This window comes from Mesorhizobium sp. WSM4820 (genome assembly GCF_055811075.1).
Map to the genome: position 1 here is coordinate 1 of NZ_JBVVQN010000006.1, position 26,395 is coordinate 26,395.

The window sequence follows — 26,395 nt, forward strand, 5'->3', positions numbered from 1 at the left end:
GCCGTTGCGGCCAGCTCTTTCTCCCCGTCACTATACGGGGAGAAATGCCCGGCAGGGCAATGAGGGGCAGCGCCGACGCGAAAATTGCCCCGCAGCGTTTCCCTCGCCGCGTCGTAGACGTGCGTTGACACGACTGCCTCCACAAGCCTAAATCCGGTTGAGACGGTCTCCTCTCGGCAAAGGGAGGAGCCAAGAGGGAATGCGGTGCGAAATCTCGATTTCAAATCCGCGGCTGTCCCCGCAACTGTAAGCGACGAGCCAAGGCCGATAACCACTGGGAAAATCCCGGGAAGGCGGCACCAAGGCGATGACCCGCGAGCCAGGAGACCTGCCGTCTAGGACATAAAAATCCGATCGCCTGGCGGGTTTTCCGGGCAAGGAGCCTGATTTGGAACGCGACAGCAGTTTTTCGGCTGAGACAGCGGGCGTATTGTCCGGCGATGATGATGCTCTGGCCGACGTCACCGTGATCGTCTGCGCCTCCTGCCGTGATGAGACCGGCTCCGACGGCCATCCTCGCGCCGGCGAATTGTTGGCCGAAGACACGCGCCGCGCCGCCTCTGGCGAAAATATCCGTATCCGCAGCGTCGAATGCCTCGGCAACTGCAAGCGCCGGCTCAGCGCCGCTATCCTGCGCGACGGCTGCTGGAGCTATGTCTTCGGCGACCTGACCGCGACCAGCGGCGCCGATCTCATCACCGGCGCAAAACTCTTCGCCACCTCGACCGACGGCCTCATCCCATGGCGCGGCCGCCCCGATTGCCTGAAGCGCGGCCTCGTTGCCCGCATCCCACCCCTCGACCTTTTGAAGGACCAGATATGACCACTTCCGTCTCGCGTGTGCCCTGCACCGTCGTCACCGGCTTCCTCGGCGCCGGCAAGACGACGCTGATCCGCCATCTGCTCGAAAACGCCGGCGGCAAGCGGCTGGCCATCATCGTCAACGAGTTCGGCGACATCGGCATCGATGGCGAGATTCTTAAGGGATGCGGCATCGACACCTGCCCTGAGGAAAACATCGTCGAACTGGCCAATGGCTGCATCTGCTGCACCGTCGCCGACGATTTCGTCCCGGCGCTCGACCAGATCCTGTCGCTGACGCCCAGGGTCGACCATATCCTGATCGAAACCTCCGGGCTGGCGCTGCCCAAGCCGCTGGTCCAGGCCTTCCAGTGGCCGACGGTGAAGAGCCGGGTGACGGTCGACGGCGTCATTGCTGTGGTCGACGGACCGGCGCTGGCCGAAGGCCGCGTTGCCAACGACATGGACGCCCTGCAGGCGCAGCGCGCGCAGGACGAGACGCTCGACCACGACGATCCGGTCGAGGAGGTGTTCGAGGACCAGCTCGCCTGCGCCGACCTGATCATATTGTCGAAGAGCGACCTGATGGACGCCGCCGGCTCGGCCCGCGCCAATGCCGTCATCGGCAAGCACGCCGCCCGCGCGGTGAAGATCGTGCCGGCCTCGCAGGGCAAGGTCGATCCGTCCGTGCTGCTCGGCCTCGGCCTTGCCGTCGAGGACGACATCGAGAACCGCAAGACCCACCACGACGACGAGCTCGATCACGAGCATGACGATTTCGACTCGTTCGTCATCGACATTCCGTCGATTGCCAATCCCGATGAGCTGGCGTTGCGTGTCGCCACGGCGGCGGAGGAAGAAAACGTGCTGCGCGTCAAAGGCTTCGTCGAGGTCGGCGGCAAGCCGATGCGGCTGTTGCTGCAGGCCGTCGGGCCGCGCGTCAACCACTATTACGACCGCGCCTGGACTGCCGACGACGACCGCCGCTCGCGCCTCGTCGTCATCGGCCTGAAAGGGCTGAACCGCCCGGCCATCGAGCGTATTCTCGCCGGCTGACCTCAGGCACGAGCCGCGATGCACATCCTCACCACCACATCCGCCTCGCTCGACGATCTTGCTGAGCCTGTCGATCTCAGGCAGACGCCTGCGGATGTCGTGGCGCTGTCCTTCACCGACAGCGATCTGGCCGGGCTGGCGGCGGCATGGCAGGCAGACGCGGATCGGCTGCCGTCGATGCGGCTGGCCGCCTTGCGCGATCTGCGCCATCCGATGTCCGTCGACCTGTGGATCGACAGTGTCGCCCGGCACGCCAGGGTTGTTCTGGTTCGCATCCTCGGCGGTTACGACTGGTGGCGCTACGGCTGCGACCAGCTCGCCTCGACCGCCCGCGCGCACGGCATAAAACTGGCGCTGCTGCCCGGCGAATGCCGCGACGAGGATTTGCGGCTGATCGAAGGCTCGACGCTGCCGCGCCAGGAGCTCGACGGCCTGCTCGGCTATTTCCGCGAAGGCGGCCCGGAGAATATGACGGCGCTGGTGCATCGGCTGGCAGGTCTCGCCGGATCAGATGTGGCGGTCGCGGAGCCGGTTGTCGTGCCGAAGGCGGGATTTTATGAGCCCGGACGCGGCGTCGTAGAGAGGCGGGACCTTTCGAATGTCGGCGTTCGGTCACACCCCCCTCTGTCCTACCGGACATCTCCCCCGCAAGGGGGGAGATCTGCCGTCACCAACACCGGCGCATTTCCTACATCGTCGGAGCTATCTTCAATATCTGCGATTGGCGAAAGCATCGATGGCGGCACAATCTCCCCCCTTGCGGGGGAGATGTCCGGCAGGACAGAGGGGGGTGGGACGGAGCTCGACGCCGGCAATACCTACGTGGGCGCCCCCATCATCCCCATCCTCTTCTACCGCTCGATGCTGCTCGCCGCTGATGTCGCGCCGATCGACGCGCTTTTTGAAGCGCTCGGGCAGCGTGGCATGGCCCCCGTGCCGATCTTCGTCTCCAGCCTCAAGGACCCGGCCTCGCTCGCCTTTGTCGAGACCGCGCTTGCCGCGCTGAAGCCGGCCGCCATCATCACCGCGACCGCCTTCGCCTCGGGTGCTGATCCCGGCGTCGAAACCCTGTTCGACCGCGCCGGCGTTCCTGTTTTTCAGGTCATCGTCGCGACGACACGCCGCGATATCTGGCAAGACAACCAGCGCGGCCTGGCGCCCGCCGACCTCGCCATGCATGTCGTCCTGCCGGAACTCGACGGCCGCATTCTCGCCGGCGCCGTTTCCTTCAAGGGCGAAAGCGAGGTCGATCCAGCATTGGCTTTCCGCGCCTTCGCCAACCGGCCGGAGCCTGACCGGGTCGCGCAGGTGGCGAACCGCGTCGAGGCGTTCGTGCGCCTGCAGCGCACGCCGCGCGAAAAACGCAAGCTCGCCATCCTGATACCCGACTATCCGAGCGCGCCAGGCCGCACCGGCTACGCCGTCGGCCTCGACGTGCCGTCCAGCGTGGTGGCGATGCTGCACGACCTGAGCGAACAGGGCTACGTCGTTGAAGGGATTCCGCAAACGCCGCGTGCATTGCTGGAGATGCTGGAGTGTGGTGGCGAAGGGTTGAGGTTGGAGGAGTATCTGACCTTCTCGGCGGAATTGCCGGCAGCGGCCATCGCTGAGGTGACGGCCGCATGGGGTAAGGCCGAAGATGAAACAGGTTTGCGCGAGGCACCCCCCTCTGTCCTGCCCGGCAGGACAGAGGGGGGTGTTCAAGCGCCTGCTTCTGCAAATTTCCCCTTCCGCGCCGCCACCTTCGGCAACATCACCGTAGCACTTGCCCCCGACCGCGGGCGTTCAGTCGACCGTCGCGCCGACTATCACGACCCGACGCTGCCGCCGCGCCATGCGCTGATTGCCTTTGGCCTGTGGCTGCGCAAGTCGCTCGATGTCCATGCCCTCGTCCATGTCGGCGCCCACGGCACACTGGAATGGCTGCCCGGCAAGACAGTGGCGCTCAGCGAATCCTGTTTTCCCGAGATCGTCACCGGGCCCCTGCCCGTCATCTATCCCTTCATCGTCTCCAACCCGGGAGAGGCGGCACAAGCCAAGCGGCGCATTGCCGCCGTCACCCTCGGCCATCTGCCGCCGCCTCTGACCGGCGCCGGTCTGGACGAGAACCAGCAGCAGCTCGAGCGGCTGGTCGACGAATATGCCCAGGCCGACGGGCTCGACCGCCGCCGCCGCGACCGCCTGGCGAGGCTGATCGTCGAAACCGCTGAAAAGACCGATCTCGCCTCCGAGGCCGGCGTCGCCGGAACCGACGCGCCCGACGAAGCGCTGCGCCGCATCGATGCCTGGCTCTGCGACCTCAAGGACTTCGCCATCAAGGACGGGCTGCACATCTTTGGCCGCTCGCCCGAGGGCGAGACCGATCCGCTGCGCCAGCAAAGTGCAGCAGCCGAGAAGTCAGCATTTTTCGCGGCCCTCGACGGCCGCCATGTCGCTGCCGGGCCGGCCGGCGCACCGGCGCGTGGCCGGCGCGATGTGCTGCCGACCGGCCGCAACCTGTTCACATCGGATCCACGCACCATGCCGACACCGACATCCTTCGATCTCGGCAGGGCGGCGTCCGACGAGGTCTTGCGCAGCTACATGCAGGCGCATGGCGACTGGCCGCGCTCGCTGGTTATCGACCTCTGGGGCTCGGCCTCGATGCGCACCGGCGGCGAAGAGATCGCACAAGGCCTGGCGCTGATGGGCTGCCGGCCGCAATGGGATGGCGCCACCGGCCGCGTCACCGGCATCGAGGTGCTGCCGCCGGCCACCCTTGGCCGCCCGCGCGTCGATGTCACTTGGCGCATCTCAGGCCTGTTCCGCGACATGTTCCCGACCCAGATCGCCCTGATCGATGCCGCCGCCAACGCCGTCGCCGCCCGCGACGAGGACGCGACGGAAAACCCGCTCGCCGCAAAAACCCGCGCCGATGGCAAGGTCAGCCCGCGCATTTTCGGCACCTCGCCCGGCACCTACGGCGCCGGTATCGAGGCGTTGCTGTCGAGCGGCGACTGGGCGGCGCGCGAAGAAATCGGTCGCGCCTATCTCGACGCCACCTCGCATGCCTATGGCGGCGCCGAGGGCGAAGCGATTTCGTCGCCCGGCGCGTTCGAGCGTCGCGTCGCCGAGGCCGACCTCCTCGTCCATACCGGAGACGACCCCGGCCGCGACATTTTGGAAGGCTCCGCCGATGTCGCCTTCATCGGCGGTTTTTCGGCAGCGCTTGCAGCGCTTGGCAAGAACGCCGACGTCATCGTCCTCGACACCACGGATCCGCAAGAGCCGAAGCCGCGCTCGCTTGGAGAAGCCGTATCTCGGGTCGTTCGCGCCCGCGCGGTCAACCCGCGCTTCATTGCCGGCCAGATGCGGCACGGGCCGCGCGGCGCTTCGGAATTCGCCGAGACCGTCGACCGTCTCGTCGGTTTCGCCGAGACCACCCATGCCATACCGGGCACGCTGATCGAGGCCGTGCACGACGCCTATCTCGGCGATCCCGAGGTGAGCGCCTTCATCCTGCGCGAAAATCCGGCGGCCGCGAAAATCATCGCCGAGCGTTTTTTGTCGGCGCGGCGGCGCGGTCTCTGGCACCCGCTGCGCAATTCCGTCGACGACGACCTCGCCGCCCTGATCGCCGAAGCCCGCGCGCTGGGGGTGGCGGCATGAACGCCTTCTCCCGACGCGGCGCCTGCCCTGCTTTGTCCGTGCCGATGCAGACCGGCGACGGGCTTCTGGTGCGGCTCAACCCGGTCGCTGGAGGACTCTCGCCGAAATCCTTGATCGGGCTCGGTGAATCCGCCTTGCGGCATGGCAACGGCATCATCGAAGTGACCGCGCGTGGCAGCCTGCAGATCCGCGGCCTGACATCGGCAAGCGCCCGGTTGCTGGCAATGGAGGTCGACGCGCTCGGCATCGCAGTGCGCACCGGCGTGCCGGTCGAGACCGGACCGCTGGCCGGACTGGATCCGCAGGAGATCGCCGACCCCCGCCCGCTGGCGGAGCGGATTCGGGCAGCGATTGCTGAAGCCGGGCTGGCACAGCGCCTTGGCCCGAAGGTTTCGGTGGTTATCGATGGCGGCGGACGGCTTGGCATGGATGCGGTGACGGCCGATGTCAGGTTGGCTGCAACGCGCACCAATGCGGGAATCAGGTGGCAGATGTCTGTTGCGGGTGATGGGCAGAATGCGAAGCCGCTCGCGACGGTGGGAGACGATGCGGCGCGCGATATCGCCATCGCGATGCTGAGGATGGTCGCCGAAAAGGGCCGCGATGCCCATGCAAGGGATTTGACGGAGAGGCAGTTAGTATCCCTCGCAAGCTGGCATTCCTTCACACCCCCCTCTGTCCTGCCGGACATCTCCCCCGCAAGGGGGGAGATTGAGCTCTCATCACCGCTTTCGCCAATCACTGGCCTTGCAGGACGAGCGGCGGCGTCGGAACTGCCGATCTCCCCCGTTGCGGGGGAGATGTCCGGCAGGACAGAGGGGGGTGCGCAGGATCGCCTGCCTGTCAAATTGTCCGAACCAATACCTTCGCCGATCGGCCTCTTTCCTCTCGCCAGCAACACGGCCGCCCTCGGCATCGGCCTGCCCTTCGGCAGCATGCCGGCGCAAAAACTCATCGGCCTCACGCAACACGCCCTCATCCTTGGCGCGGCCGAAATCCGCCTGGCGCCACGACGCGCACTGCTTTTCATCGGCCTCTCCCTGACCGCCTGCCACGCGCTTCAGCAGGCCGCCGCCAGCCTCGGCTTCGTCACCGATGCTGCCGACCCGCGCACGAAAATCTGCTCTTGCCCCGGTGCGCCGGCCTGCGCCTCCGGCCGGATCGCCGCGCGCGACATCGCCGAGACCATCGCCGTAGAAAACCGCGACCTCCTCGATGCCTCCGTCACCCTGCACATTTCCGGCTGCGCCAAGGGCTGCGCCCATCCCGGCCGGGCGGCGCTGACACTGGTCGGCGGCGATAACGGAGCCGGACTTGTCGTGGACGGGACGGCAAAGGCCCTTCCTGCCGGATACAGGCCAGGCTATGACGCCGCGCGCGGCGTTGGCCGCATTGCCGCAGCGATCCGCGAAGCACGATTTCGAGGCGAGACCACCGCCGCCTGCCTGACAAGGCTTGGCGCGGCCGGTGTCACCGAACCCTACCGACAGGAATGAACATGCCCGCCCCCTACGACTACATCCATGACGGCACGGCGATCTATGAGCGCTCCTTTGCCATCATTCGCGCCGAGGCCGACCTGTCGCGCTTTTCCAATGCCGAAGCCGATGTTGCCGTCCGCATGATTCATGCCTGCGGCCAGGTCGAGGCCAGCAGGCACTTTGTTTTTTCGCAAGCTTTTGTTGCCGCCGCTCGCACGGCGCTGGCGGCCGGCGCGCCGATCTTCTGCGACGCCGAGATGGTCTCGCACGGTGTCACCCGCGCCCGGCTGCCGGCCGGTAACGAGGTGATCTGCACGTTGCGCGACCCGCGGACGTCCGACATAGCGAAAAAGATCGGCAACACCCGTTCGGCCGCAGCCATCGACCTGTGGGGCGAGCGCATGGCCGGTTCGGTCGTCGCCATCGGCAATGCGCCGACTGCACTTTTCTACCTGCTGGAAAGGCTGCGCGACGGTGCGCCGAAACCGGCTGTTATCATCGGTATGCCGGTCGGTTTCGTCGGCGCTGCCGAATCGAAGGACGCGCTGGCCGAGAATTCCTACGGCGTTCCCTACGCGATCGTGCGGGGCAGGCTGGGCGGCAGCGCCATGACCGCGGCCGCCCTCAACGCATTGGCGAGGCCGGGCCTGTGAACGCGATTGTAAAAGGCAGGCTTGTTGGCGTCGGCACCGGTCCCGGCGACCCCGAATTGCTGACGCTCAAGGCCGTGCGCGCGCTGGCCGAGGCCGACGTCGTTGCGCATTTCGCCAAGCGCGGCAACAACAGCAATGCGCGCGCCATCGTCGGCGCGCATTTTCGTCCTGATTTGATCGAGTTGCCGCTGCTCTATCCCGTGACCACAGAAATCGACAAGGATCACAGCGATTACCGGTCGCAGATAGCGGATTTCTACGAAGAGTCGGCCGAAAAGGTCGCCGAGCATCTCAGCGCCGGCAGGATGGTCGCGGTGCTCTCGGAAGGCGACCCGCTGTTCTACGGCTCCTACATGCACCTGCATGTAAGGCTGGCGCACCGCTTTCCGACAGAGGTCATTCCCGGCGTCACCGCCATGTCCGGCTGCTGGTCGGCCACCGGAACGCCGATCGTCCAGGGCGACGATGTATTGACCGTGCTGCCGGGCACGATGAGCGAATTCGAGCTGACCCGCCGCCTCGCCGACACCGATGCCGCCGTCATCATGAAGGTTGGCCGCAACCTGCCCAAGATCAGGCGAGCGCTGGCGGCGACCGACAAGCTGGCGCGTGCCGTCTATGTCGAGCGCGGCACCATGCCGGGCGGCGTTTCGATGCGGCTGGCCGACAAGCAGGACGATAACGCGCCCTACTTCGCCATCGTGCTGGTCGCCGGCTGGTCAGGCCGGGCCGCCGCATTGGGAGCCGAAACATGAGCGGCCGCCTGACCGTTATCGGCCTTGGGCCCGGCAATGCCGACCAGGTGACGCCGGAAGCGAGCCGCGCCGTCGCCGAGGCAAGATTCTTCTTCGGCTACAAACCGTATCTCGACCGGCTCGACCTGCGCCCGGACCAGACCCGCGTCGCCTCCGACAATCGCGAGGAGCTGTCCCGCGCCAGCGACGCGCTGGCGATGGCTGCGCAGGGCCACGATGTCGCCGTTGTCTCGGGCGGCGACCCCGGCGTCTTTGCCATGGCGGCAGCCGTCTGCGAGGCGATCGAGGCCGGCCCGGCCGAATGGCGTGCCGTCGACGTCGCGATGCTGCCGGGCATCACCGCCATGCTCGCCGTCGCGGCCCGGATCGGCGCACCGCTCGGCCATGATTTCTGCGCCATCTCGTTGTCCGACAATCTAAAGCCATGGGACCTCATCGAATTGCGGCTGCTGGCGGCGGCCGGCGCCGGCTTCGTCATCGCGCTCTACAATCCGATCAGCAAGGCGCGCCCCTGGCAGCTTGGCCGCGCCTTCGAATGCTTGACTGCGATCCTTCCGGGCACCACGCCGGTGGTCTTCGGCCGTGCCGCCGGCCGTCCCGACGAGCGCATCGAGATTGTTCTGCTGGCGGACGCCGATGCGGAAAAGGCCGACATGGCGACCTGCATCATCATCGGCTCGCCGGAAACCAGGATCATCAAGCGCGGCGAAAAACCGGCGCTGGTCTATACGCCGCGTTCGGCAGCGGGCCCAAGAAAATGACCGACCAGAAGATTATCGACCATCGCGGCAAGGGCTTCGACGGTTTCAGCCGACGCAACGTCCGGCAGCGTCGGCCTGCGGATCATGACCACCTCGATGCCGAGTGCCCGCGCTGCGGCGATCTTGGCGTAGGTCGCCTCGCCGCCGCTGTTCTTGGACACGACGACATCGATGTGGTGTTGGCGAAGCAGTGCCTGTTCGTCGGCTTCCCGGAATTGCCCGCGCGCCAGGAGATAGGTCGCATAGGGCACAGCGAGCCTTGGCTCGACCGGGTCGACGCTGCGGATCAGATAATGATGCTGGGGCGCCGCCTCGAAGGCGGCGACCTCCTGCCGTCCGAGCGCCAGGAAAACGCGGCGCGGCACAGGGCCCGGCGCCGTCACCGCGCTGGCGACGCTGTCGACCAGCGTCCAGCGGTCACCTTCGGCCGGCTCCCAGCCTGGGCGCCTGAGCGCGACGATCGGCACGCCGGCCTCATGCGCCGCTGCCGCGGCATTGGCGGAGATTTGCGCCGCATAGGGATGCGTGGCGTCGACCAGCAGGTCGATGCGGGTCTCGTGAAGAAAAGCAGCCAACCCGTCGGCGCCGCCGAAACCGCCTACCCTCGTCGGCACACCTTGCGCGACGGGATTTTCGGTGCGGCCGGCCAGCGACAGCGTGAGCGAGACATCGGCGCGCGCGGCCAGCTTGCCCGCCAGTTGCCGGGCTTCGGTGGTTCCGCCGAGGATCAGAATGCGCTTCATTGGCACCACGTCAGGCCACGCCGAGCAGCCCCTCACCCTTACCCTCTCCCCGTGAAGGACGGGGAGAGGGGGACGCCAGCGTTGCGGCCAGTTCCCTTCTCCCCGTCACTATACGGGGAGAAGGTGCCGGCAGGCGGATGAGGGGCGGCGCGGCATGTCAAACAATAAACAGCCAACACCAAGATGGCTCACAATCGTCGGCATCGGCGAGGACAGTGTAGCGGGTCTCGGCGACGAGGCCAAGCGGCTGATCGCCGAAGCCGAATTCGTCTTCGGCGGCACGCGCCACCTTGCGCTCGTCTCATCGCTCACCAAAGGCGAGGCCCGTGCCTGGCCGACCCCTTTCGATGCCGAGATGCGCGAGGTGCTGGCGCTTTCCGGCAGACGCGTCTGCGTGCTGGCGTCGGGCGATCCGTTCTTCCATGGGGTCGGCGTCACCCTTGCTCGCAAAATTCCTGCCCAGGAGATGCAGGTGATTCCCGCCGCTTCTGCCTTCTCGCTGGCCGCCGCCCGCCTCGGCTGGGCGCTGCAGGATATCGAAACCATTTCGCTGCACGGCCGCCCGCTCGACCTGATCCGGCCGTTGCTGCATCCGGGCAGCCGCATCCTTGCGCTGACCTCGGACGGCGATGCACCAGCAACGATTGCGCGCCTGCTGGCCGAACTCGGCTTCGGCGTCTCGCAGATGACGGCACTTGAGGCGCTGGGCGGCCCGAACGAAAGGCTGCGCTCGGTGCGCGCAGACGCCTTCGACCTGCAAAAAATCAATCCGCTCAACGTTCTGGCGGTCGAAGTTGACTCACCATCGGAAGCACGCATCCTGCCGCTGACATCGGGCCTTGCCGATCATTTGTTCGAGCATGATGGCCAGATCACCAAGCGCGAAGTGCGCGCCATCACCCTGTCGGCCCTCGCTCCCAGGCGCGGCGAATTGCTGTGGGACATCGGCGCCGGCTCCGGCTCGATCGGCATCGAATGGATGCTCGCCCATCCGACGATGCGCGCCATCGCCATCGAGGCCGATCCAACCCGCGCCGCCCGCATCCGCCGCAACGGTTCCGCCTGCGGCGTGCCCGGTCTTGCCGTGGTCGAAGGCTCGGCGCCGCAGGCGCTCGCCGGATTGGAGACGCCGGACGCGATCTTCATCGGCGGCGGCGGCAGCGATACCGGCGTGCTGGAAACGGCCATCGAGGCTCTGCCTTCTGGCGGCCGGCTGGTCGCCAATGCGGTGACGCTGGAGATGGAGGCGCTGCTGCTCGCCCGTCACGCGTCGCTCGGCGGCGATCTCACCCGCATCGCACTATCCCGCGCTTCGCCGGTTGGCTCGATGCAGGCCTGGCGGCCGGCCATGCCGGTCACCCAATGGAGCTGGGTCAAGCCATGATGGTCGCGGGCATCGGCAGCCGCAAGGGCGTGAATGTGCAAGACGTTCTTGCGGCAATAGAAGCCGCGCTTGAAGTTCATGGGCTGGCGATGACGGCACTGTCTGCCTTGGCGACGACCGAATTCAAACGCAGCGAAGTGGCCATTCTTGATGCCGGCCGTAAACTCGATCTCCCGGTCATAGTGGTGGATGTTGCTGGCTCTGAACCGTCGCTCCCCCTCACCCGGCCTCCGCTTCGCTCGGCCGACCTCTCCCCGAGGGGAGAGGAGATCACGCACGCTGGCGCCAGTCTCTTCTCCCCAGCGGGGAGAAGGTGGCCCGAAGGGCCGGATGAGGGGGCCGCTTTGCTCAGCCGTTCCGACCTGTCGCAGGCGCGTGCCGGCACGCCGTCGGTTTCCGAAGCCTCGGCGCTTGCTGCCGCGGGCAAAGGCGCAAAACTGCTCGGGCCGCGCACCGTGCTTGGCCCGGTCACCTGCGCCATCGCCATCAGCGGAGACGCCGCATGACCGTCCACTTCATCGGCGCCGGTCCCGGCGCGGCCGACCTCATCACCTTGCGCGGCAGCCGGCTGCTGGCAAGCTGCCCGGTCTGCCTCTATGCCGGCTCGATCGTCGCCCCGGAATTGTTGCGGCACTGCGCGCCCGGCACGAAGCTGATCGACACCGCGCCGATGTCGCTCGACGAGATCGAAGCGGAATATGTGGCGGCCCACCAGGCGGGCCACGATATCTCCCGCCTGCATTCCGGCGACCTCTCGGTGTGGAGCGCCGTCTCCGAGCAGATCCGCCGACTGGAGAAGCACGGCATCGCCTATACGCTGACGCCGGGCGTGCCCTCCTTCGCGGCTGCCGCGGCAGCGCTTCGCCGCGAGCTGACCATTCCCGAAGTCGCGCAAAGCCTGGTGCTGACCCGCATCTCCGGCCGCGCGTCCAAAATGCCGCCTGGCGAAACCCTGGCCGGCTTCGGCCGCACCGGCGCGACGCTCGCCATTCATCTTGCCATCCACGCCGTCGACCGCATCGTCGCCGAGCTGACGCCGTTCTATGGCGCCGATTGCCCGGTAGCGGTCGTCTTCCGTGCCTCCTGGCCGGACGAGCGCGTGCTGACCGGCACGCTGGCGACGATCGAGGCGCAACTGGCCGCCGATCCGATGGAGCGCACGGCAATCATCTTTGTCGGCCGCTCGCTGGCAGCGGAAAACTTTGGCGAGAGCTCACTTTACGACGCCCACTACCAGCGGCGTTTTCGCGGACGGGACGGATTGTGAACGACGGCACCGGAAACAGCGGTGGAAACACCACGATCGAACAGGCTTTAGCCCGGCTCAACTTCAAGCCGCGCCAGCTTGAGCCCGGCCATGTCTGGCTGGCCGGCGCCGGCCCCGGCGATCCCGGCTGCCTGACGCTGGAAGTGCTGGCCGCACTTGGGCAGTGCGATGCCCTCGTCTACGACGCACTGGTCTCTCCCGATATCGTCGCCGTCGCCGCGGGCGCCGAGCTTTTTTACGCCGGCAAGCGTGGCGGCCAACCGTCGATGAAACAGGACGACATCACCGCTTTGCTGGTGCGGCTGGCGCGCGAGGGCCGCCGCGTCGTCAGGCTGAAAGGCGGCGACCCCTATATTTTCGGCCGCGGCGGCGAAGAGGCGCTGGCGCTGGCGCGCCAAAACATCCCGTTCCGCGTGCTGTCCGGCCTGACTTCGGGCCTCAGCGCGCTTGCCGGGGCCGGCATCCCGGCCACCATGCGCGGCATCAACAAGGCGGTGATCCTGGCCACCGGCCACGCCGCCGGCACCGACGACGACCTCGACTGGGCGGCAATCGCCCGCACCGGCCAGCCGGTCGTCGTCTATATGGGCATGGCCAATCTGCCGCTGATATCAGCCTCGCTGCTTGGCGGCGGTCTGCCGCCTTCGACGCCTGCTGCAGTGATCGTCGCCGCGACGACGCCGCAGGAGCGCATCGTCGTCGCCACGCTTGCCACCATTGCCGAGGAGGCGGCCGCCGCCGGGTTGACCGCGCCGGCGCTGATCGTCGTCGGCGGCATCGTCGCGATGCGCGCGGCATTGGCGGGCGAGCCATGACCCGCGCGATCATCATCGGCGCGCCGCGCTCAGGCTCGGGCAAGACCAGCGTCACCATCGGTATCTTGCGCGCGCTTGCCCGGCGCGGCCTCAAGGTGCGCGGCGCCAAATCCGGCCCCGATTATATCGACCCAGGTTTCCACACCGCCGCGACAGGCCTTTCCGGCGTCAATCTCGACAGCTGGGCGATGCCGCCTGCTTTGCTCAACGCGCTGGCCGGCGACGCAACTGAAGATGCCGATTTCATCTTCCTCGAAAGCGCCATGGGCCTGTTCGACGGGATTCCGGCTGCTCCGGGCCGCACCGGCTCGGCGGCCGATCTCGCACGGCTGTACGGCCTGCCGGTGCTGCTGGTGCTCGACGTTTCCGGACAGTCGACCACGGCGGCAGCCGTCGCCAAGGGTTTTGCCAGCTATGACCCCGATGTGCGCATGGCCGGCGTCGTGCTCAACCGGCTGGGCAGCGAGCGCCACCGCCGTCTCTGCGGCGACGCGATCGAGGCGATCGGCCTGCCGGTGGTCGGCGCGATTCTGCGCGATCCCTCGCTCAACCTGCCGGAGCGGCATCTCGGCCTCGTCCAGGCCGGCGAATATGAGAATCTGATGGCGCATCTCGACCGGCTGGCCGACATGGTCGAACGCTCGCTCGATCTCGACGCCATCATGGCGCTGGCGGCGCCTTTCGCACCCGCTACCGGCAGTTTCGAAGACGCGCTGCCACCGCCCGGACAACGCATCGCACTGGCAGAGGATGCCGCCTTCACCTTCCTCTATCCGCATGTCGCCGCGCATTGGCGCAAGGCAGGGGCTGAAATCATCCGCTTCTCGCCGCTTGCCGACGAAGCGCCCGGCGAAAATTGCGATGTCTGCTGGCTGCCTGGCGGCTATCCCGAGCTTCACGCCGGCCGGCTCGCGGCGGCTGCGAATTTCAGGGCCGGCATCGAGGCGTTTGCGGCAACACGGCCGGTGCATGGCGAGTGCGGCGGCTTCATGGTGCTCGGCAAAGCGCTGGAGGACGCATCGGGCGAGACGCACGCGATGCTCGGCCTGCTCGGTCACTCGACCAGCTTTGCCAAGCGAAAGATGAACCTCGGCTACCGAGAGGCGCGGCTGCGCGCCGATTGTCCGCTGGGGGACCGAGGCGCGCTGATCCGCGGCCACGAATTCCACTATGCGCAGATGATTGCCACCGGCAGTGACGAACCCTTGGCCGACCTCGCTGACGGCCAGGGCAATCCGCTCGGCGCCTCCGGTTACCGCCGCGGCCATGTCAGCGGCACATTCTTCCATGCCATTGCGAGAGGCTAGAGCATGATCCCGAACCGGAGGTCCGCGCCAGCGAAAAGTGGGAACCGGTTTTCGGAATAGATCATGCTCAAACTCGAGAACATGCCCCCTTCGCTTCGCCAGGCGCTCGATGACATCGCGCTCTGCGTCGTCTTCTTCACCCGGCTGCCGCTGCCGGTCGTCGATTTTCGCGACCGCAGCCTTGCTGCCGCGATCTGGGCGGCGCCCGTTGCCGGCCTCGCCGTCGCTCTGATCGGCGGCTTGGTTTACGCGGTCGGGACCTGGCTCGGTCTTGCCGCCGACCCGGCAGCAGCCCTCGCCCTTGCCGCGACCTTGCTCGCCACCGGCTGCATGCATGAAGACGGGCTTTCGGATGTCGCCGACGGCTTTGGCGGCGGCAGGACACGCGAGAAAAAACTGGAGATCATGCGCGACAGCCGCATCGGCGCCTATGGCGCCTGCGCGCTCGCCCTGTCGCTGCTGATCCGCTGGAGCGTGCTTTCGGAATTCGCCGGCCCGGCCCAGATGTTCTGGGCTCTGATTGCCGCGCATGCCGCCTCGCGCGGCTTGTTCGGCGCTTTCATGCATCTGTTGCCGCCGGCGCGCAGCGACGGCCTCTCGGCCGATGCAGGCACCGTGTCGGCCGAAACCGCCATTGCCGGCGCCGTGCTCGGCGCCGTCGCGCTGCTGGCGCTAGGCTTCGGTGGCGCGGTCGCCGCGCTTATCCTGCTCGGCCTGTTGTTTGCCGCCTTCCGCGAGCTGTGCCGCAGCCAGATCGGCGGCCAGACCGGCGATACGGTCGGCGCGCTGCAGCAGTCTGGCGAGATCGCAATCCTGCTCGTTGCTTCCGTTTTCCTTTCCTGACTCTGTTTCGGAGATTTTTCCCCCATGCCTTTCAAATCGCTTGATGAATTGCGCGCAGCCTGCCTCGATCTGCCTGCCGGCAGCGACGCCGCGGCAAATGCTGTCGCCCGCCGCCAGGACACGCTGACCAAGCCGCAAGGCAGCCTCGGCCGGTTGGAAACCATAGCCGCCTGGCTCGCCCGCTGGCAGGGCCGCGACATGCCGCAGCTCGATCGCGTAAAAGTTTTCGTCTTTGCCGGCAACCACGGCGTCACCGCACAGGGCGTGTCGGCCTTCCCGTCAGAAGTCTCCGTGCAGATGGTGGCGAATTTCGCCGGCGGCGGCGCCGCCATCAACCAGCTTGCCCGCATCGCCGGCGCCGAACTCGACGTTATTCCGCTCGACCTCGACCGTCCGACCGGCGATTTCACGCAAGTGCCGGCAATGGACGGCGAAGCCTTCCTCGCTGCCGTCTCGGCCGGCTACGGCGCGGTGACCAAAGACCTCGACCTCGTCTGTTTCGGCGAAATGGGTATCGGCAACACCACGCCGGCGGCAGCCATCTCGGCCGCCCTTTTTGGCGGCGGCGCGGAAAAATGGGCCGGGCGCGGCACCGGCGTCGACGATGCCGGCCTGGTGCGCAAGATCACCGCCATCGAAGCCGGCCTCAAGCGCCACGCCGAGGCCCTTGCCGACCCGCTGGGGATCGCGGCAGCCCTTGGCGGGCGCGAACTCGCCGCCATTTTCGGTGCGACGCTGGCCGCGCGCCATTCAGGCGTGCCGGTGCTGCTCGACGGCTTCGTCTGCACCGCCGCCGCCGCGCCCTTGGCAAGATTGCACCCCTCCGGTCTCGCCCACACGCTTGCCGCCCATGTCTCGGCCGAATCCGGCCATCGCCGGCTGCTCGAAGCGCTCGGCCTGCCGCCGCTGCTCGACCTCGGCATGCGGCTCGGCGAAGGGTCCGGCGCCTGCCTCGCCGTCAACATCGTCCGCTCCGCGCTCGAATGCCATGCCCGCATGGCAAGCTTTGCCGAGGCCGGTGTTTCGGAGAAGTAATCTCGTCAATTGGAATCCAGTCTTGCCCTGGGGAACCTGGCCGGCCCGAGCACGTTGTGGCCGGTCAGCCCAGGTTACGCATGCAACAGCTTTTCCAGGAATTCGGCCATCCGACATACGTCCCGTTCCCCGTTATTGCGGCGAGGCTTCTGCTGGCGTCGATCTTCGGTGCGGCGATCGGCTTCGAACGCGAATGGCGAAATCGGCCTGCCGGGCTTCGCACCCATATCCTGGTCTGCGTGGCGGCGGCTACCTTCGGTATTCTGACGATTGAAATTATTCACGCGCCGATGTTTCAGCAGGATTCCGTAAGGGTCGATCCGATTCGTGTTGTCGAAGCGGTTACCGCCGGCGTCGCGTTCCTTGCTGCCGGAACGATTTTGTTTTCGAAGGGCGAGGTTCACGGGCTGACGACCGGGGCTGGCATGTGGCTCTCCGGGGCAATCGGCGTGGCCTGCGGGCTCGGTCTGTGGCAAGTGGCGGCACTCGGCACGCTTTTGGTGCTTGTCGCAGCAGGCCTTCTCTATAGTTTTGCCCACAAGTCCGGTATTGGCGAGAACACCGGACCAGAAAAGCCCAAGTCGGAAGAAGACGTGTCCAAGCCACCCAAAGGCTGAGGCTGCAACTGGGGCTGAGGCTGCAACTGGAACCGAACGCGAATTGGAAACCAACCGTCAGGATTGGAAACCGCTATGTTCGCAACCCTCTTCCAAGTAGCGAAAAAGCGGGCAATATCAGCGGATTAAATGGTGGGTGCGACAGGGATCGAACCTGTGACCCGCTGATTAAGAGTCAGCTGCTCTACCAACTGAGCTACGCACCCACTCGCCGGTAAAACCAGCGTCGGCGGGCATATAGCCGCCGCCATCCGCCATGTCCAGCCCTGCCGGATTCATTTCCCGACAAATCGCTGAAGTGCCGCACATCGTCAGACGAACAGCTTGCCTTCCGCCACCTTGACGGCATGGCCGCCGATGCGGGCGGCGGCCAGTTTGCCGCCTTCGACATTCAGTTCGAGGCGGATGCGCGAAGGCCGCCCCATCTCCAGCCCTTGTTCGATCCAACGCTGGGAAACACCCTCTCTCGGGCCGTCGAAATGCATGATCGCGCCAGCGAAGGCGGCCGCCGCCGAACCGGTCGCCGGATCTTCATAGGATGGATTGCCCGGCACGATCATGCGGACATGGAAGGCGCTGTCGTGGTTCACCGTCTCGCGGCAATAGACATACGGGCTGGCGAGGGCCCAATCGCTCTTGCGGGGCGCCAATTCCGACCACGCCTGGTTGTCCAGCCTTATCCGCGCCGCCGCCTCCAGATCGGCGACTGGAATGGTTACGTAGGGCACGCCGGCCGACCAGAACGAGACGCGGTGGTTTTCGAAGCCGATTTCGTGCGGCCCCAGGCCAAGTGCCGCCCCGATCGCCTCCGGGTCGGCGGACAATTCCAGCCGCTCCGGCAGTTTGGCCAGGTCGAACTCGGCGAAGATGGCGCCGGCGTGCTTGCTGACGGCGCAGCGCACCGGGCCGATATTTTCTTCCAGCACAAAAATGCCGGCGGTGTCGCCATCGCCAGCCATTTCCGCAAGCGCAATCGCAGCGCCCACCGTCGGATGGCCGGCGAACGGCATCTCATAGTCGGGCGTGAAGATGCGGATGCGGGCGCGGTGCTTGGGATTGTCGGGCGGCAGCACGAAAACGGTTTCCGACAGGTTGAACTCGCGCCCGATGGCCTGCATCGCCGCCGTGCCCAGCCCTTTGCCGTCGAGAACGACGGCAAGCGGATTGCCGGCCAGCCGGTCGGTGGTGAACACGTCGTAAAGCAAGTAATTCCGGGTCAGCATTGTAGAAAGCCTTCTGCCTCAATCCCAACAGGGGCCCAAACATGGGCGAAATTTAATTTGATATTTGAACCATTCGGCCTGATCAGTGCACCGGTTGGGACATCACTGGTATTATAGGGGTCCGGCGTGGACCAGATTGTCAATCTGCCAAAGACGGAATCCACTTCCGAGATAAAGACGGCACTCGGGCTCGACCGCCTGGGTCTGAAGAAGAAACGGCGTCGCGGCTGGCTTTATGGCCTGCTTGTGCTGGTCGTCGTCGCCGCAAGCCTGGCGGGGTACCAATGGTATGCCGCGTCTCCCGCCAAGATCGACTATACCACCGTGCCGGCCGCTGTCGCCGATCTCACGGTCGAAGTATCGGCGACCGGCACGCTGCAGCCGCTCACCCAGGTCGACATTTCGAGCGAACTGTCCGGCGTCGTCCGCTCGGTCGCGGTCAACGAGAACCAGCAGGTGAAGAAGGGCGATGTGCTGGCGGCGCTCGACACCGCCAAGCTGGAGGTGCAGATCGAGCGCGCCGAGGCTTCCGCCAAGGCGGCGGCTGCCAATGTCGAGACCGCCACCGTAACCCTCACCGAAAACGAACGGGCGCTTGTGCGCGCGGCGGCGCTCACCAAGCGCGGCATGGCGACTGACCAGTCGCTTGAAGCGGCGACAGCGACGCGCGACCGCTCCAAGGCAGCGCTCGACAGCGCCAAAGCCAGTCTGGCCATCGCCAATGCCGATCTCAAGGCGCAGCAGACGGACTTCGCCAAAAGCACCATCTATGCGCCCATCGACGGCATCGTTCTGACGCGCTCGGTCGATCCCGGCCAGACGGTTGCCTCCTCGCTGCAAGCGCCGGTGCTGTTCGTCATCGCCGCCGACCTGAGGAACATGGAATTGAAGGCAGCGGTCGACGAGGCCGACATCGGCGCGGTCAAGCCCGGCCAGCATGCCCGCTTCACCGTCGACGCCTTTCCCGAGCGGCCGTTCGATGCCGAGATCCGCGACATCTCCTATGCTTCGGTCACCACCGACGGCGTCGTCACCTACGACGCGCGGTTCGAGGTCGACAACAACGAGCTTCTGTTGCGGCCTGGCATGACTGCCACCGTTTCGGTCGTCACCAGAGAGGCAAAAGGCGTGCTCACCGTACCGTCGACGGCTTTCCGCTACCGGCCGGCGGCATCTGCTGCCCGAGCGTGGAGCCTGAGCGACCTGTTCACGGGCCGTATGGGCCGTCCACGCGGCAACCGCCAGCGCCAGGCGACGGCGCAGCCCACCGACGGCTCGCGCACGCTCTACGTGCTGGAGAATGGTCGGCCCCGGCCGGTCAACGTCAAGGTCGGCTCCACCGATGGCGAGCTGACCGAGATCACCTCCGGTCTCGCAGAAGGTGCGCAAGTCATCACCGCCGCGCAGCAGCGGAGCTGAAATCATGTCAGGCTCGCTGCTCATCACCTTCGACAAGGTCTGGAAAAGCTATGGCCAGGGCGAGGCCACGGTGCATGCGCTGGCTGGCGTCGATCTTGCCATCCGCAGCGGTGAATTCGTCGCCATCATGGGTCCGTCCGGCTCGGGCAAGTCGACGGCGATGAACATCATCGGCTGCCTCGACACACCGACGGCCGGAACCTACAGCTTCATGGGCATCGATGCTGGCCGCCTCGACCGCAACCGCCGCGCCATGCTGCGCAATCTCTATGTCGGCTTCGTTTTCCAGGGCTACAATCTCCTGCCGCGCACCACCGCGGTGGAGAATGTCGAACTGCCGCTGATCTATCGCGGCGTCGCCGCCCGCGAGCGTCACGACCTCGCCATGAAGGCGCTGGCCGAGGTCGGCCTTGTCGGCCGCGAGCACCACACGCCGGCCGAGCTCTCCGGCGGCCAGCAGCAGCGCGTGGCGATCGCACGCGCCATCGTCACCAGGCCGACGCTGCTCGTCGCCGACGAACCGACCGGCAATCTCGACACCGCACGCACGCACGAGATCATGGAGCTGCTGACGCGGCTGAACACCGAGCTTGGCCTGACCATCGCCATGGTCACCCACGAGGCCGATGTCGCTGCTTATGCCGAGCGCACAATTCGCTTCCTCGACGGCCACGTCGCCTCCGATGCCCTGAACCTTGAGGTGGTGTAACCATGATCTGGGAAACCGTCCGCCTCTCGCTGCTTTCAGTGCGCCGCAACGTGCTGCGCTCGTTTCTGACGCTGCTCGGCATCGTCATCGGCGTTGCCGCCGTCATCGCCATGCTCACCATCGGCTCGGGCACCACCGAAAAGGTAAAGGCCGACATTTCCAAGCTCGGCAGCAATTTGCTCGTTGTCCGCCCCGGCCGCCCGGCCGGGCCCGGCGGACCGGGAGGGCTCGACCAGGCCACACGTCCGCTCGGCAGCAAGGAACTTGCCGCGCTTGTCGCACATTTGAGCGGCGCCCGCGCCATCTCGCCCGCCTCGCAAAAGCAGGTCCGCGTCATCTTCGGCACCGAAAGCCTGACCTCGGGTGTCACCGGCACCGACAGCGCCTATCTCGATGCGCGCGACTGGAAGCTGATCTCGGGCCGACCGTTCAGCGATTCGGAAATCCGCTCGGGCACCGGCGTCTGCCTGATCGGCGAAACCGTGCGCCAGCAGTTCTTCGGCGCCGGCGACCCCGAAGGCGAGATCATTCGCGTCAACCGCACCTCGTGCAAGATCATCGGCCTGCTCGAGCCAAAAGGCTATACCGGCTTCGGCCAGGACCAGGACAATGTCGTGCTGATGCCGCTCGCCGCCTACCAGCGCCGCATCGCCGGCAACCGCGACGTCGACTCGATCTACGTCGCCGCCGACGACAGGACGCCGACCACCGAGCTGCTGCCGCGCGTCGAGGATATCTTGCGCGATGCACGCCGCATCCCGCCGGACCGCGAAGACGACTTCTCGATACGCGACATGACCCAGATCGCCGACGCAATGGCGAGCGCCACCACGACGATGACCGGCATGCTGGGAGCGGTCGCCGGCGTCAGCCTGTTGGTCGGCGGCATCGGCATCATGAACATCATGCTGGTGTCGGTCACCGAGCGCACCCGCGAGATCGGCATAAGGCTGGCCATCGGCGCGCATGAGAAGCACATCCTCATCCAGTTCCTGGTCGAGGCCACCGTGCTGTCGCTGCTCGGCGGCATCATCGGCATCCTGATCGGCCTGGCGCTGGCCGGCCTCGCCTCGCTGACGCTGGCGATCCCGTTTGCGCCAAGCCCGGCGGTGATCCTGCTCGCCGTCGGCTTCTCGGCGCTGATCGGCATGGTGTTCGGCTTCTTCCCGGCGCTGCGCGGCGCGCGGCTCGATCCGATCGACGCGCTGAGGCATGAATAGCGCGGCGCAGCGTGCGTCGCCCTTCAGATGTCCCCAAAATATTGACGCGGCCGTCGCCCTGCCCCTGTCGCGGAACAGCCCGCGGTGCTAGCAATCGCCTTGGGGATATGGGGAATAGTGGGATGAGCAAGAAAGAGCGGGTGGCTTTGGTGACGGTGATCATCGAGGCCGCATTGGCGGGGCTTGGTGGTACTTGGCCAGCTATGGCATGGCCAACCCCGATCATGTCACCGCCGACTTCCAGCAGGTTGTCGGTCAGACGATGGGAACGACGATGGGTGCGCTGCTGGGTATCGGCGTCATGCTGTTTTTCGTCGCCGCCCGCAACGACCGCAAAACCATCGAGAACAAAATGCGTCGTTAACCCCTGTCGGCAAACTCCTGTCGACAAACTATCCCTTGCCGGCAAAATGCCACTCGATCAGTGGCTTCATGTGCGGCATCAGCCCGTCCGGCAGGTCATCGGCACTGCGGATGATGACAGGCCCGTCGATCTCCGGCTCTGCCTCGGTGGCGACAAAGGCGCTGATGCGCTGCGCGACCTCGTCGGCGGATGCAGTCTCGCGATAGCGGCGAAAGATCACCGTGCCGGTTGCCGTCGACAGGGCATAGTAGCGCCTGCCGCGCGCCGCGCCGGCAAGGTCGAGGCCGGTTTCTTCCCGCACCTCGCGGATCATGTTGAAGTCGACATCGACAAGGCCGTCGCGGAAATCGGTTGGCTCGAACGAGCCGGCGGCGAAGTAGACGCGACCGGCATTGACGGTGTGCGACGCCATGCGGATCGCCACCAGCGCATTGTCGCCGGCGACCAGCATGGCATGGGCATAGGCGTGCTCGGCCCCCGCCACCTGGCGATTGCCGCGCCAAAGCATGAAGGTCGAGTAGCGCACCGCATGGCAGCGGCCGACGAGGCAGCTGTCGCGATAGCGGAGCGCCGAAAGCAGCACCACGGTGCCGTCGAACAGCGCCGGGTTGGCTGCGGTCTCGCGCCGCCAATTCTCGGCGATCGCTTGCGCATTGTCGCGTTCGAACGGATGCGGGCCGGGGTCGAGCCTGACGTCGACGGCGTCGACCGGAAGGATGAAGTTGCGCGGCAGGTCGAAGCTCAACGAAAACGATCCTCAGGTCATTTCAAGGGTGATCGCCACAGGACAGTGGTCCGACGCCTTCGGCCGGTCCCAGCCGCAACGCGGAAACCGGTCCACCTCCTGGCCTGCCGGAAAGATTGTGCGCCAGGGCTGGCCGTTGCGGATGATGTCGGGAACGGCGGTCGCGTTCCTGGCTGCCAGTGCCTTCGACAACAGGATGTAGTCGAGCTGGCACAGATGCCGCTCTTGCGGCCCGCGCGTATGGTACAAGGTCCAACGGTCCATTTCCGGGCGCCGCTCGACCGCATTCTCGCAAAAGCCGCCGGCGGTGAGCACGTTGAGGCAGGACTGGCTCTCATCGATCACCTCGAAGCGGTAGCCGTCAAAGGCGTCGCCGGAGATATTCACGCGCTGCCGATAGTCGTTCATGTCGCCGCAGATCGCCCAGTATTTGTCGGCGGCGTGGTCCCCACCGAAACGCTCCTCGATGATCCGGCGCACCGCTTGCGCCTCGGCGATGCGCAGCGGCATCGTCGCCTGGCGCCCGTCGAGACCGTTGCGGGGCGCGCCCATCGACTTGAAATGCACCAGATAGAGCGTCAGCGGCACGCCACCGACGGTCAGGTCGATTTCCAAGCAGTCGCGCCGGAAGATGCGCTGGTTGGCCTGATGCCCGAACGCTGCCAGGTCCGGCGTGTGCAGGCCGAACTGCTCGAACGTGACATAGGCGTGGCTTGTCATGCGCACGAATTCGATCGGCTGGCCCTGCGCGGTCTCGTTGCGCATCATCACGGCGACGTCGATGCCGCGCGAATCATTGCCGGCGGTGGTGTATTTCTGGCGGTAGCCATGCCCGACCATCCTGAACAGATAGCCGTGTTCGAAAGCCTTCAGCGCCTCGATATTGTCGACCTCCTGCATGCAGATGATGTCGGCGCGGGTGGCGGCGATGGCCAATGCCGTCAGCTGGCGCGTATCGTCGGATTGCGCGATCGCCCGCGCCTGCTCCAGCATCTTGTATTCGGCCTCGCTCTGGATGTCGAAGAGCGCCAGCGTGCGATCCTCGTTGAGCTGGTTGCGGTATCCGGAAAAATCAAACCTGTTCATCAGGTTTTCGACATTGAAGGTGGCGAGGCGCAGCGACATGGCGGTGACCTTTGCCCACAAGCGCGGCCGAAAACAAGGGCCCGCCCTGCCCGCGATGGTTGACGAAACCTTTCCGTTCATCCTCCGTTCAGGCGCGAAGCTGCATGAATGACATTCTTCATCGTCGGGCGTGGGGCCTGAGATCTCTTGGAGAGTGCAATGAACCCGCTCTTTTCTTTTTCTGTCAGATCCGGGCTGCTGGCTCTGGGTCTGATGGCCGGCCTGTCGGCCCCCGCGTTCGCCGGACCGATTGCCAAACCCGTGCCGCCGATGCCGGCCAACGCCGTCGCCCCCGAGATTGTGCCGGTCCGCGAAAGCTGGGCCGGCGGCAACGACAGGCGGAGCGAATGGCACTGGCGCAATCGGCACGGCGGCCGGGAGTGGCGCGGTGGCAATGATCGGAGATGGCGCGGTCGCGACGAAGCCTGGAGATGGCGTGATCACGACGACCGGCGCTGGCGCCACCGTCGTCATCACCGCCGTCACTTCAATGATTCCGCGATCTATTTCGGCCTGGGTCTCGGGCTGCCCGCCTACAACTATTATAGTGGGCCGAGCTATTATGAGCCGCGCTACTACCCGCCTCGGCGTCAGTATCGCACGGAGCGGCTTTCCAGTGCCCATGTCCGCTGGTGCTACGACCGCTACCGGTCCTATCGCGCCTGGGACAACACGTTCCAGCCCTATGGCGGTCCGCGCCAGCAGTGCTGGTCGCCCTATAGCTGAGTGGTGCGACTGATGAACTCCAACGGCGCCGCGCCGCGCGGCGCCGTTTTTCATCTGACTTCTTCTGAAGTCCTTTGCGTCCTTTTCTGCGCGACGATAACGCTATGTTTATCAGGCGGGCCTAATTATCCTGCCGATCGCACCAGGGATTATGCGCGATGGCTGAAGACGAAAACAGGGACAAACGCAGGCAGCGCGTCTTCAAGGGCGCGACGATCCTGACCGGCATCACCAATTCCGAGGTCACGTGCACGGTGCGCAACATGCATGACGGCGGCGCCGAATTGATGGTCTCGATCGACGCTCGCGTGCCCGACGAGTTCCTGCTCTATGTGCCGACCGACGGCATCGCCTACAAGGCAGTGGTCCGCTGGCGCCGCGAGAACCGCATCGGCGTGATGTTCACCGGCACCGAGCCAAAGCCCTCCTGGCACTACGGTTAAATCCCCTGAACCGCGTTCTCCAACCAGCCAACCACACGGCCTTCATGTAAAAAGCCGGCGGAGCGCTCCGCCGGCTTTTTCCTGTGCTAAATTGCGGATTTCGGTCAGTTCTTGGCCTTGTCGACCAGCTTGTTCTTCGAAATCTCCGCGCGCCCGCAAGGCGAAGCCCGAGGACGCGCAAGGAAACGAACGTGGATTTCGATCAGTTCTTGGCCTTGTCGACCAATTTGTTCTTCGAAATCCACGGCATCATCGCGCGCAGCTTGGCGCCGACTTCCTCGATCTGATGGCTGTCGTTGTTGCGGCGGATGCCCTTGAAGCGCGACATGCCGGCGCGGTATTCCTGCATCCATTCCGAGGTGAACTTGCCGGTCTGGATATCCTTCAGCACGCGCTTCATCTCGGCCTTGGTCTCGGCGGTGATGATGCGCGGGCCCGAAACATATTCGCCCCATTCGGCGGTGTTCGAGATCGAGTAGTTCATGTTGGCGATGCCGCCTTCGTAGATCAGGTCGACGATCAGCTTGACCTCGTGCAGGCACTCGAAATAGGCCATTTCCGGCGCGTAGCCGGCTTCCACCAGCGTCTCGAAGCCAGCGCGGATCAGCTCGACCAGGCCGCCGCACAGGACAACCTGCTCGCCGAACAGATCGGTTTCGCATTCCTCGCGGAAATTGGTCTCGATGATGCCCGAACGGCCGCCGCCGACGCCGCAGGCATAGGACAGAGCGAGATCAAGTGCATTGCCCGAAGCATCCTGGTTGACCGCGACCAGGCACGGCACGCCGCCGCCCTTCTGGTATTCGCCGCGCACCGTGTGGCCAGGCCCCTTCGGCGCGATCATGACGACGTCGACCGAGGCCTTCGGCTCGATCAGGCCAAAGTGCACGTTGAGGCCGTGGGCAAAGGCGATCGCCGCGCCATCGCGGATGTTCGGCGCGATTTCGGATTTGTAGATGTCGGCCTGCAGCTCGTCCGGCGTCGCCATCATCATCAGGTCGGCCCATTTGGCGGCTTCCGCCACGCTCATCACCTTGAGCCCGTCGGCCTCGACTTTTTGGGCGGTCGCCGAGCCGGCCTTGAGGCCGATGGCGATTTCCCCAACGCCAGAATCCTTGAGATTGAGCGCATGCGCCCGGCCCTGGCTGCCATAGCCGATGATGGCGACCTTCTTGCCCTTGATCAGGTTGAGATCGGCGTCGCGATCGTAATAGACACGCATTTTTCTTCCTTCCCGTTTTTGAATTCAGAGCAT

Annotated in this window: 26 protein-coding genes, 1 tRNA gene and 1 riboswitch; of the genes, 21 read left to right on the top strand and 6 right to left on the bottom strand. The window is 65.8% G+C overall.

All coding sequences use genetic code 11. From position 1 onward, the window contains the following. Positions 1-146: 146 nt before the first annotated feature. Positions 147-350, top strand: a riboswitch (cobalamin riboswitch). Between the two features lie 38 nt (positions 351-388). From AC0L2R_RS11575 to AC0L2R_RS11605, 7 genes are read left to right on the top strand one after another with little or no spacing between them, the layout of a single operon-like run. After that, positions 389-823, top strand: a complete 435-nt coding sequence (locus tag AC0L2R_RS11575) for a DUF1636 family protein (RefSeq protein WP_287056179.1) — start codon at positions 389-391, stop codon at positions 821-823. After that, positions 820-1,857 (top strand): cobalamin biosynthesis protein CobW, encoded by a 1,038-nt coding sequence (gene cobW, locus AC0L2R_RS11580; protein ID WP_023798847.1) that lies wholly within the window; start codon positions 820-822, stop codon positions 1,855-1,857. The genes AC0L2R_RS11575 and cobW overlap by 4 nt, the downstream gene beginning before the upstream one ends. An 18-nt stretch (positions 1,858-1,875) precedes the next feature. Further along, complete coding sequence (cobN, locus tag AC0L2R_RS11585; RefSeq protein WP_473508982.1) at positions 1,876-5,505, top strand: cobaltochelatase subunit CobN; 3,630 nt, start codon at positions 1,876-1,878, stop codon at positions 5,503-5,505. Next, positions 5,502-7,001 (top strand): precorrin-3B synthase, encoded by a 1,500-nt coding sequence (cobG, locus tag AC0L2R_RS11590; protein ID WP_473508984.1) that lies wholly within the window; start codon positions 5,502-5,504, stop codon positions 6,999-7,001. Before cobN ends, cobG begins: the two co-directional genes overlap by 4 nt. After that, on the top strand, positions 6,998-7,639 hold the full coding sequence (locus tag AC0L2R_RS11595) for a precorrin-8X methylmutase (RefSeq protein ID WP_473508986.1): 642 nt from the start codon (positions 6,998-7,000) through the stop codon (positions 7,637-7,639). The genes cobG and AC0L2R_RS11595 overlap by 4 nt, the downstream gene beginning before the upstream one ends. Continuing rightward, positions 7,636-8,394 carry a precorrin-2 C(20)-methyltransferase gene (locus tag AC0L2R_RS11600; RefSeq protein WP_287192445.1) on the top strand — a complete coding sequence of 253 codons (759 nt, stop codon included), beginning with the start codon at positions 7,636-7,638 and terminating at the stop codon, positions 8,392-8,394. Before AC0L2R_RS11595 ends, AC0L2R_RS11600 begins: the two co-directional genes overlap by 4 nt. Further along, the gene (locus AC0L2R_RS11605) at positions 8,391-9,155 is read left to right on the top strand and encodes a precorrin-3B C(17)-methyltransferase (protein ID WP_473508988.1); all 765 of its coding nucleotides are present in this window, start codon (positions 8,391-8,393) and stop codon (positions 9,153-9,155) included. The genes AC0L2R_RS11600 and AC0L2R_RS11605 overlap by 4 nt, the downstream gene beginning before the upstream one ends. On the opposite strand, the gene AC0L2R_RS11610 is transcribed toward AC0L2R_RS11605, so the two are convergent. Beyond that, a complete protein-coding gene (locus tag AC0L2R_RS11610) occupies positions 9,119-9,898 on the bottom strand; it encodes a cobalt-precorrin-6A reductase (RefSeq protein ID WP_473508990.1) in 780 nt (259 codons plus the stop codon). The genes AC0L2R_RS11605 and AC0L2R_RS11610 overlap by 37 nt on opposite strands. A gap of 154 nt (positions 9,899-10,052) precedes the next feature. Between AC0L2R_RS11610 and cbiE the strand changes: the two genes are divergently transcribed. The 8 genes from cbiE (at position 10,053) to AC0L2R_RS11650 (ending at position 17,166) form a co-directional block, all read left to right on the top strand. Further along, positions 10,053-11,282: a precorrin-6y C5,15-methyltransferase (decarboxylating) subunit CbiE gene (gene cbiE, locus AC0L2R_RS11615; protein ID WP_473508992.1), complete on the top strand. Its 1,230-nt coding sequence runs from the start codon at positions 10,053-10,055 to the stop codon at positions 11,280-11,282. Next, positions 11,279-11,788, top strand: a complete 510-nt coding sequence (locus AC0L2R_RS11620) for a cobalamin biosynthesis protein (RefSeq protein WP_473508994.1) — start codon at positions 11,279-11,281, stop codon at positions 11,786-11,788. The genes cbiE and AC0L2R_RS11620 overlap by 4 nt, the downstream gene beginning before the upstream one ends. Beyond that, positions 11,785-12,549 carry a precorrin-4 C(11)-methyltransferase gene (gene cobM, locus AC0L2R_RS11625; RefSeq protein WP_473508995.1) on the top strand — a complete coding sequence of 255 codons (765 nt, stop codon included), beginning with the start codon at positions 11,785-11,787 and terminating at the stop codon, positions 12,547-12,549. Before AC0L2R_RS11620 ends, cobM begins: the two co-directional genes overlap by 4 nt. Beyond that, the gene (cobA, locus tag AC0L2R_RS11630) at positions 12,546-13,364 is read left to right on the top strand and encodes a uroporphyrinogen-III C-methyltransferase (protein WP_473508997.1); all 819 of its coding nucleotides are present in this window, start codon (positions 12,546-12,548) and stop codon (positions 13,362-13,364) included. Before cobM ends, cobA begins: the two co-directional genes overlap by 4 nt. Next, the gene (locus tag AC0L2R_RS11635; RefSeq protein ID WP_473508999.1) at positions 13,361-14,671 is read left to right on the top strand and encodes a cobyrinate a,c-diamide synthase; all 1,311 of its coding nucleotides are present in this window, start codon (positions 13,361-13,363) and stop codon (positions 14,669-14,671) included. The genes cobA and AC0L2R_RS11635 overlap by 4 nt, the downstream gene beginning before the upstream one ends. Before the next feature lie 63 nt (positions 14,672-14,734). Then, positions 14,735-15,514: an adenosylcobinamide-GDP ribazoletransferase gene (cobS, locus tag AC0L2R_RS11640; protein ID WP_473509001.1), complete on the top strand. Its 780-nt coding sequence runs from the start codon at positions 14,735-14,737 to the stop codon at positions 15,512-15,514. A gap of 24 nt (positions 15,515-15,538) precedes the next feature. Next, on the top strand, positions 15,539-16,549 hold the full coding sequence (gene cobT / locus AC0L2R_RS11645) for a nicotinate-nucleotide--dimethylbenzimidazole phosphoribosyltransferase (RefSeq protein WP_473509003.1): 1,011 nt from the start codon (positions 15,539-15,541) through the stop codon (positions 16,547-16,549). Between the two features lie 80 nt (positions 16,550-16,629). Next, a complete protein-coding gene (locus AC0L2R_RS11650; RefSeq protein ID WP_473509004.1) occupies positions 16,630-17,166 on the top strand; it encodes an MgtC/SapB family protein in 537 nt (178 codons plus the stop codon). A gap of 130 nt (positions 17,167-17,296) precedes the next feature. Here the strand turns inward: AC0L2R_RS11650 and AC0L2R_RS11655 are convergent. Then, positions 17,297-17,372, bottom strand: a tRNA-Lys gene (locus AC0L2R_RS11655). Positions 17,373-17,477: 105 nt separating this feature from the next. After that, entirely contained in the window at positions 17,478-18,389 is a 912-nt protein-coding gene (locus tag AC0L2R_RS11660) for a PhzF family phenazine biosynthesis protein (protein WP_473509006.1), read from the bottom strand. Between the two features lie 126 nt (positions 18,390-18,515). Here AC0L2R_RS11660 and AC0L2R_RS11665 point away from each other — a divergent pair, with 126 nt between their 5' ends. From AC0L2R_RS11665 to AC0L2R_RS11680, 4 genes are all read left to right on the top strand, one after another. Next, complete coding sequence (locus tag AC0L2R_RS11665; RefSeq protein ID WP_473509008.1) at positions 18,516-19,808, top strand: efflux RND transporter periplasmic adaptor subunit; 1,293 nt, start codon at positions 18,516-18,518, stop codon at positions 19,806-19,808. A gap of 4 nt (positions 19,809-19,812) precedes the next feature. Beyond that, positions 19,813-20,517: an ABC transporter ATP-binding protein gene (locus tag AC0L2R_RS11670; protein WP_473509010.1), complete on the top strand. Its 705-nt coding sequence runs from the start codon at positions 19,813-19,815 to the stop codon at positions 20,515-20,517. Positions 20,518-20,519: 2 nt separating this feature from the next. Further along, positions 20,520-21,737, top strand: a complete 1,218-nt coding sequence (locus AC0L2R_RS11675) for an ABC transporter permease (RefSeq protein WP_473509012.1) — start codon at positions 20,520-20,522, stop codon at positions 21,735-21,737. Between the two features lie 208 nt (positions 21,738-21,945). Beyond that, on the top strand, positions 21,946-22,101 hold the full coding sequence (locus AC0L2R_RS11680) for a hypothetical protein (RefSeq protein WP_473509014.1): 156 nt from the start codon (positions 21,946-21,948) through the stop codon (positions 22,099-22,101). Positions 22,102-22,129: 28 nt separating this feature from the next. Here AC0L2R_RS11680 and AC0L2R_RS11685 read toward each other — a convergent pair whose 3' ends face one another. After that, positions 22,130-22,846, bottom strand: coding sequence for a hypothetical protein (locus AC0L2R_RS11685; RefSeq protein ID WP_473509016.1), 717 nt, complete (start codon positions 22,844-22,846; stop codon positions 22,130-22,132). A 12-nt stretch (positions 22,847-22,858) separates the two neighbouring features. Continuing rightward, positions 22,859-23,971, bottom strand: a complete 1,113-nt coding sequence (locus tag AC0L2R_RS11690) for an endonuclease/exonuclease/phosphatase family protein (protein WP_473509018.1) — start codon at positions 23,969-23,971, stop codon at positions 22,859-22,861. Positions 23,972-24,130: 159 nt separating this feature from the next. Between AC0L2R_RS11690 and AC0L2R_RS11695 the strand changes: the two genes are divergently transcribed. Then, positions 24,131-24,697, top strand: coding sequence for a BA14K family protein (locus AC0L2R_RS11695; RefSeq protein ID WP_473509020.1), 567 nt, complete (start codon positions 24,131-24,133; stop codon positions 24,695-24,697). Between the two features lie 158 nt (positions 24,698-24,855). After that, on the top strand, positions 24,856-25,140 hold the full coding sequence (locus AC0L2R_RS11700; protein WP_473509022.1) for a PilZ domain-containing protein: 285 nt from the start codon (positions 24,856-24,858) through the stop codon (positions 25,138-25,140). A gap of 202 nt (positions 25,141-25,342) precedes the next feature. Here the strand turns inward: AC0L2R_RS11700 and ilvC are convergent, their stop codons facing one another. Then, complete coding sequence (gene ilvC / locus AC0L2R_RS11705; protein ID WP_473491206.1) at positions 25,343-26,362, bottom strand: ketol-acid reductoisomerase; 1,020 nt, start codon at positions 26,360-26,362, stop codon at positions 25,343-25,345. Positions 26,363-26,395 lie beyond the last annotated feature (33 nt).

Coding starts and splice junctions, on each gene's coding strand:
- AC0L2R_RS11610 (WP_473508990.1), bottom strand. CDS start 9,898: ATGAAGCGCATTCTGATCCTCGGCGGAACCACCGAAGCCCGGCAACTG.
- AC0L2R_RS11670 (WP_473509010.1), top strand. CDS start 19,813: ATGTCAGGCTCGCTGCTCATCACCTTCGACAAGGTCTGGAAAAGCTAT.
- AC0L2R_RS11680 (WP_473509014.1), top strand. CDS start 21,946: ATGGCCAACCCCGATCATGTCACCGCCGACTTCCAGCAGGTTGTCGGT.
- ilvC (WP_473491206.1), bottom strand. CDS start 26,362: ATGCGTGTCTATTACGATCGCGACGCCGATCTCAACCTGATCAAGGGC.
- AC0L2R_RS11700 (WP_473509022.1), top strand. CDS start 24,856: ATGGCTGAAGACGAAAACAGGGACAAACGCAGGCAGCGCGTCTTCAAG.
- cobN (WP_473508982.1), top strand. CDS start 1,876: ATGCACATCCTCACCACCACATCCGCCTCGCTCGACGATCTTGCTGAG.
- cobG (WP_473508984.1), top strand. CDS start 5,502: ATGAACGCCTTCTCCCGACGCGGCGCCTGCCCTGCTTTGTCCGTGCCG.
- cobW (WP_023798847.1), top strand. CDS start 820: ATGACCACTTCCGTCTCGCGTGTGCCCTGCACCGTCGTCACCGGCTTC.
- AC0L2R_RS11635 (WP_473508999.1), top strand. CDS start 13,361: ATGACCCGCGCGATCATCATCGGCGCGCCGCGCTCAGGCTCGGGCAAG.
- AC0L2R_RS11595 (WP_473508986.1), top strand. CDS start 6,998: ATGAACATGCCCGCCCCCTACGACTACATCCATGACGGCACGGCGATC.
- AC0L2R_RS11690 (WP_473509018.1), bottom strand. CDS start 23,971: ATGTCGCTGCGCCTCGCCACCTTCAATGTCGAAAACCTGATGAACAGG.
- AC0L2R_RS11695 (WP_473509020.1), top strand. CDS start 24,131: ATGAACCCGCTCTTTTCTTTTTCTGTCAGATCCGGGCTGCTGGCTCTG.
- cbiE (WP_473508992.1), top strand. CDS start 10,053: ATGTCAAACAATAAACAGCCAACACCAAGATGGCTCACAATCGTCGGC.
- AC0L2R_RS11675 (WP_473509012.1), top strand. CDS start 20,520: ATGATCTGGGAAACCGTCCGCCTCTCGCTGCTTTCAGTGCGCCGCAAC.
- AC0L2R_RS11620 (WP_473508994.1), top strand. CDS start 11,279: ATGATGGTCGCGGGCATCGGCAGCCGCAAGGGCGTGAATGTGCAAGAC.
- AC0L2R_RS11660 (WP_473509006.1), bottom strand. CDS start 18,389: ATGCTGACCCGGAATTACTTGCTTTACGACGTGTTCACCACCGACCGG.
- AC0L2R_RS11605 (WP_473508988.1), top strand. CDS start 8,391: ATGAGCGGCCGCCTGACCGTTATCGGCCTTGGGCCCGGCAATGCCGAC.
- cobM (WP_473508995.1), top strand. CDS start 11,785: ATGACCGTCCACTTCATCGGCGCCGGTCCCGGCGCGGCCGACCTCATC.
- cobT (WP_473509003.1), top strand. CDS start 15,539: ATGCCTTTCAAATCGCTTGATGAATTGCGCGCAGCCTGCCTCGATCTG.
- cobS (WP_473509001.1), top strand. CDS start 14,735: ATGCTCAAACTCGAGAACATGCCCCCTTCGCTTCGCCAGGCGCTCGAT.
- AC0L2R_RS11650 (WP_473509004.1), top strand. CDS start 16,630: ATGCAACAGCTTTTCCAGGAATTCGGCCATCCGACATACGTCCCGTTC.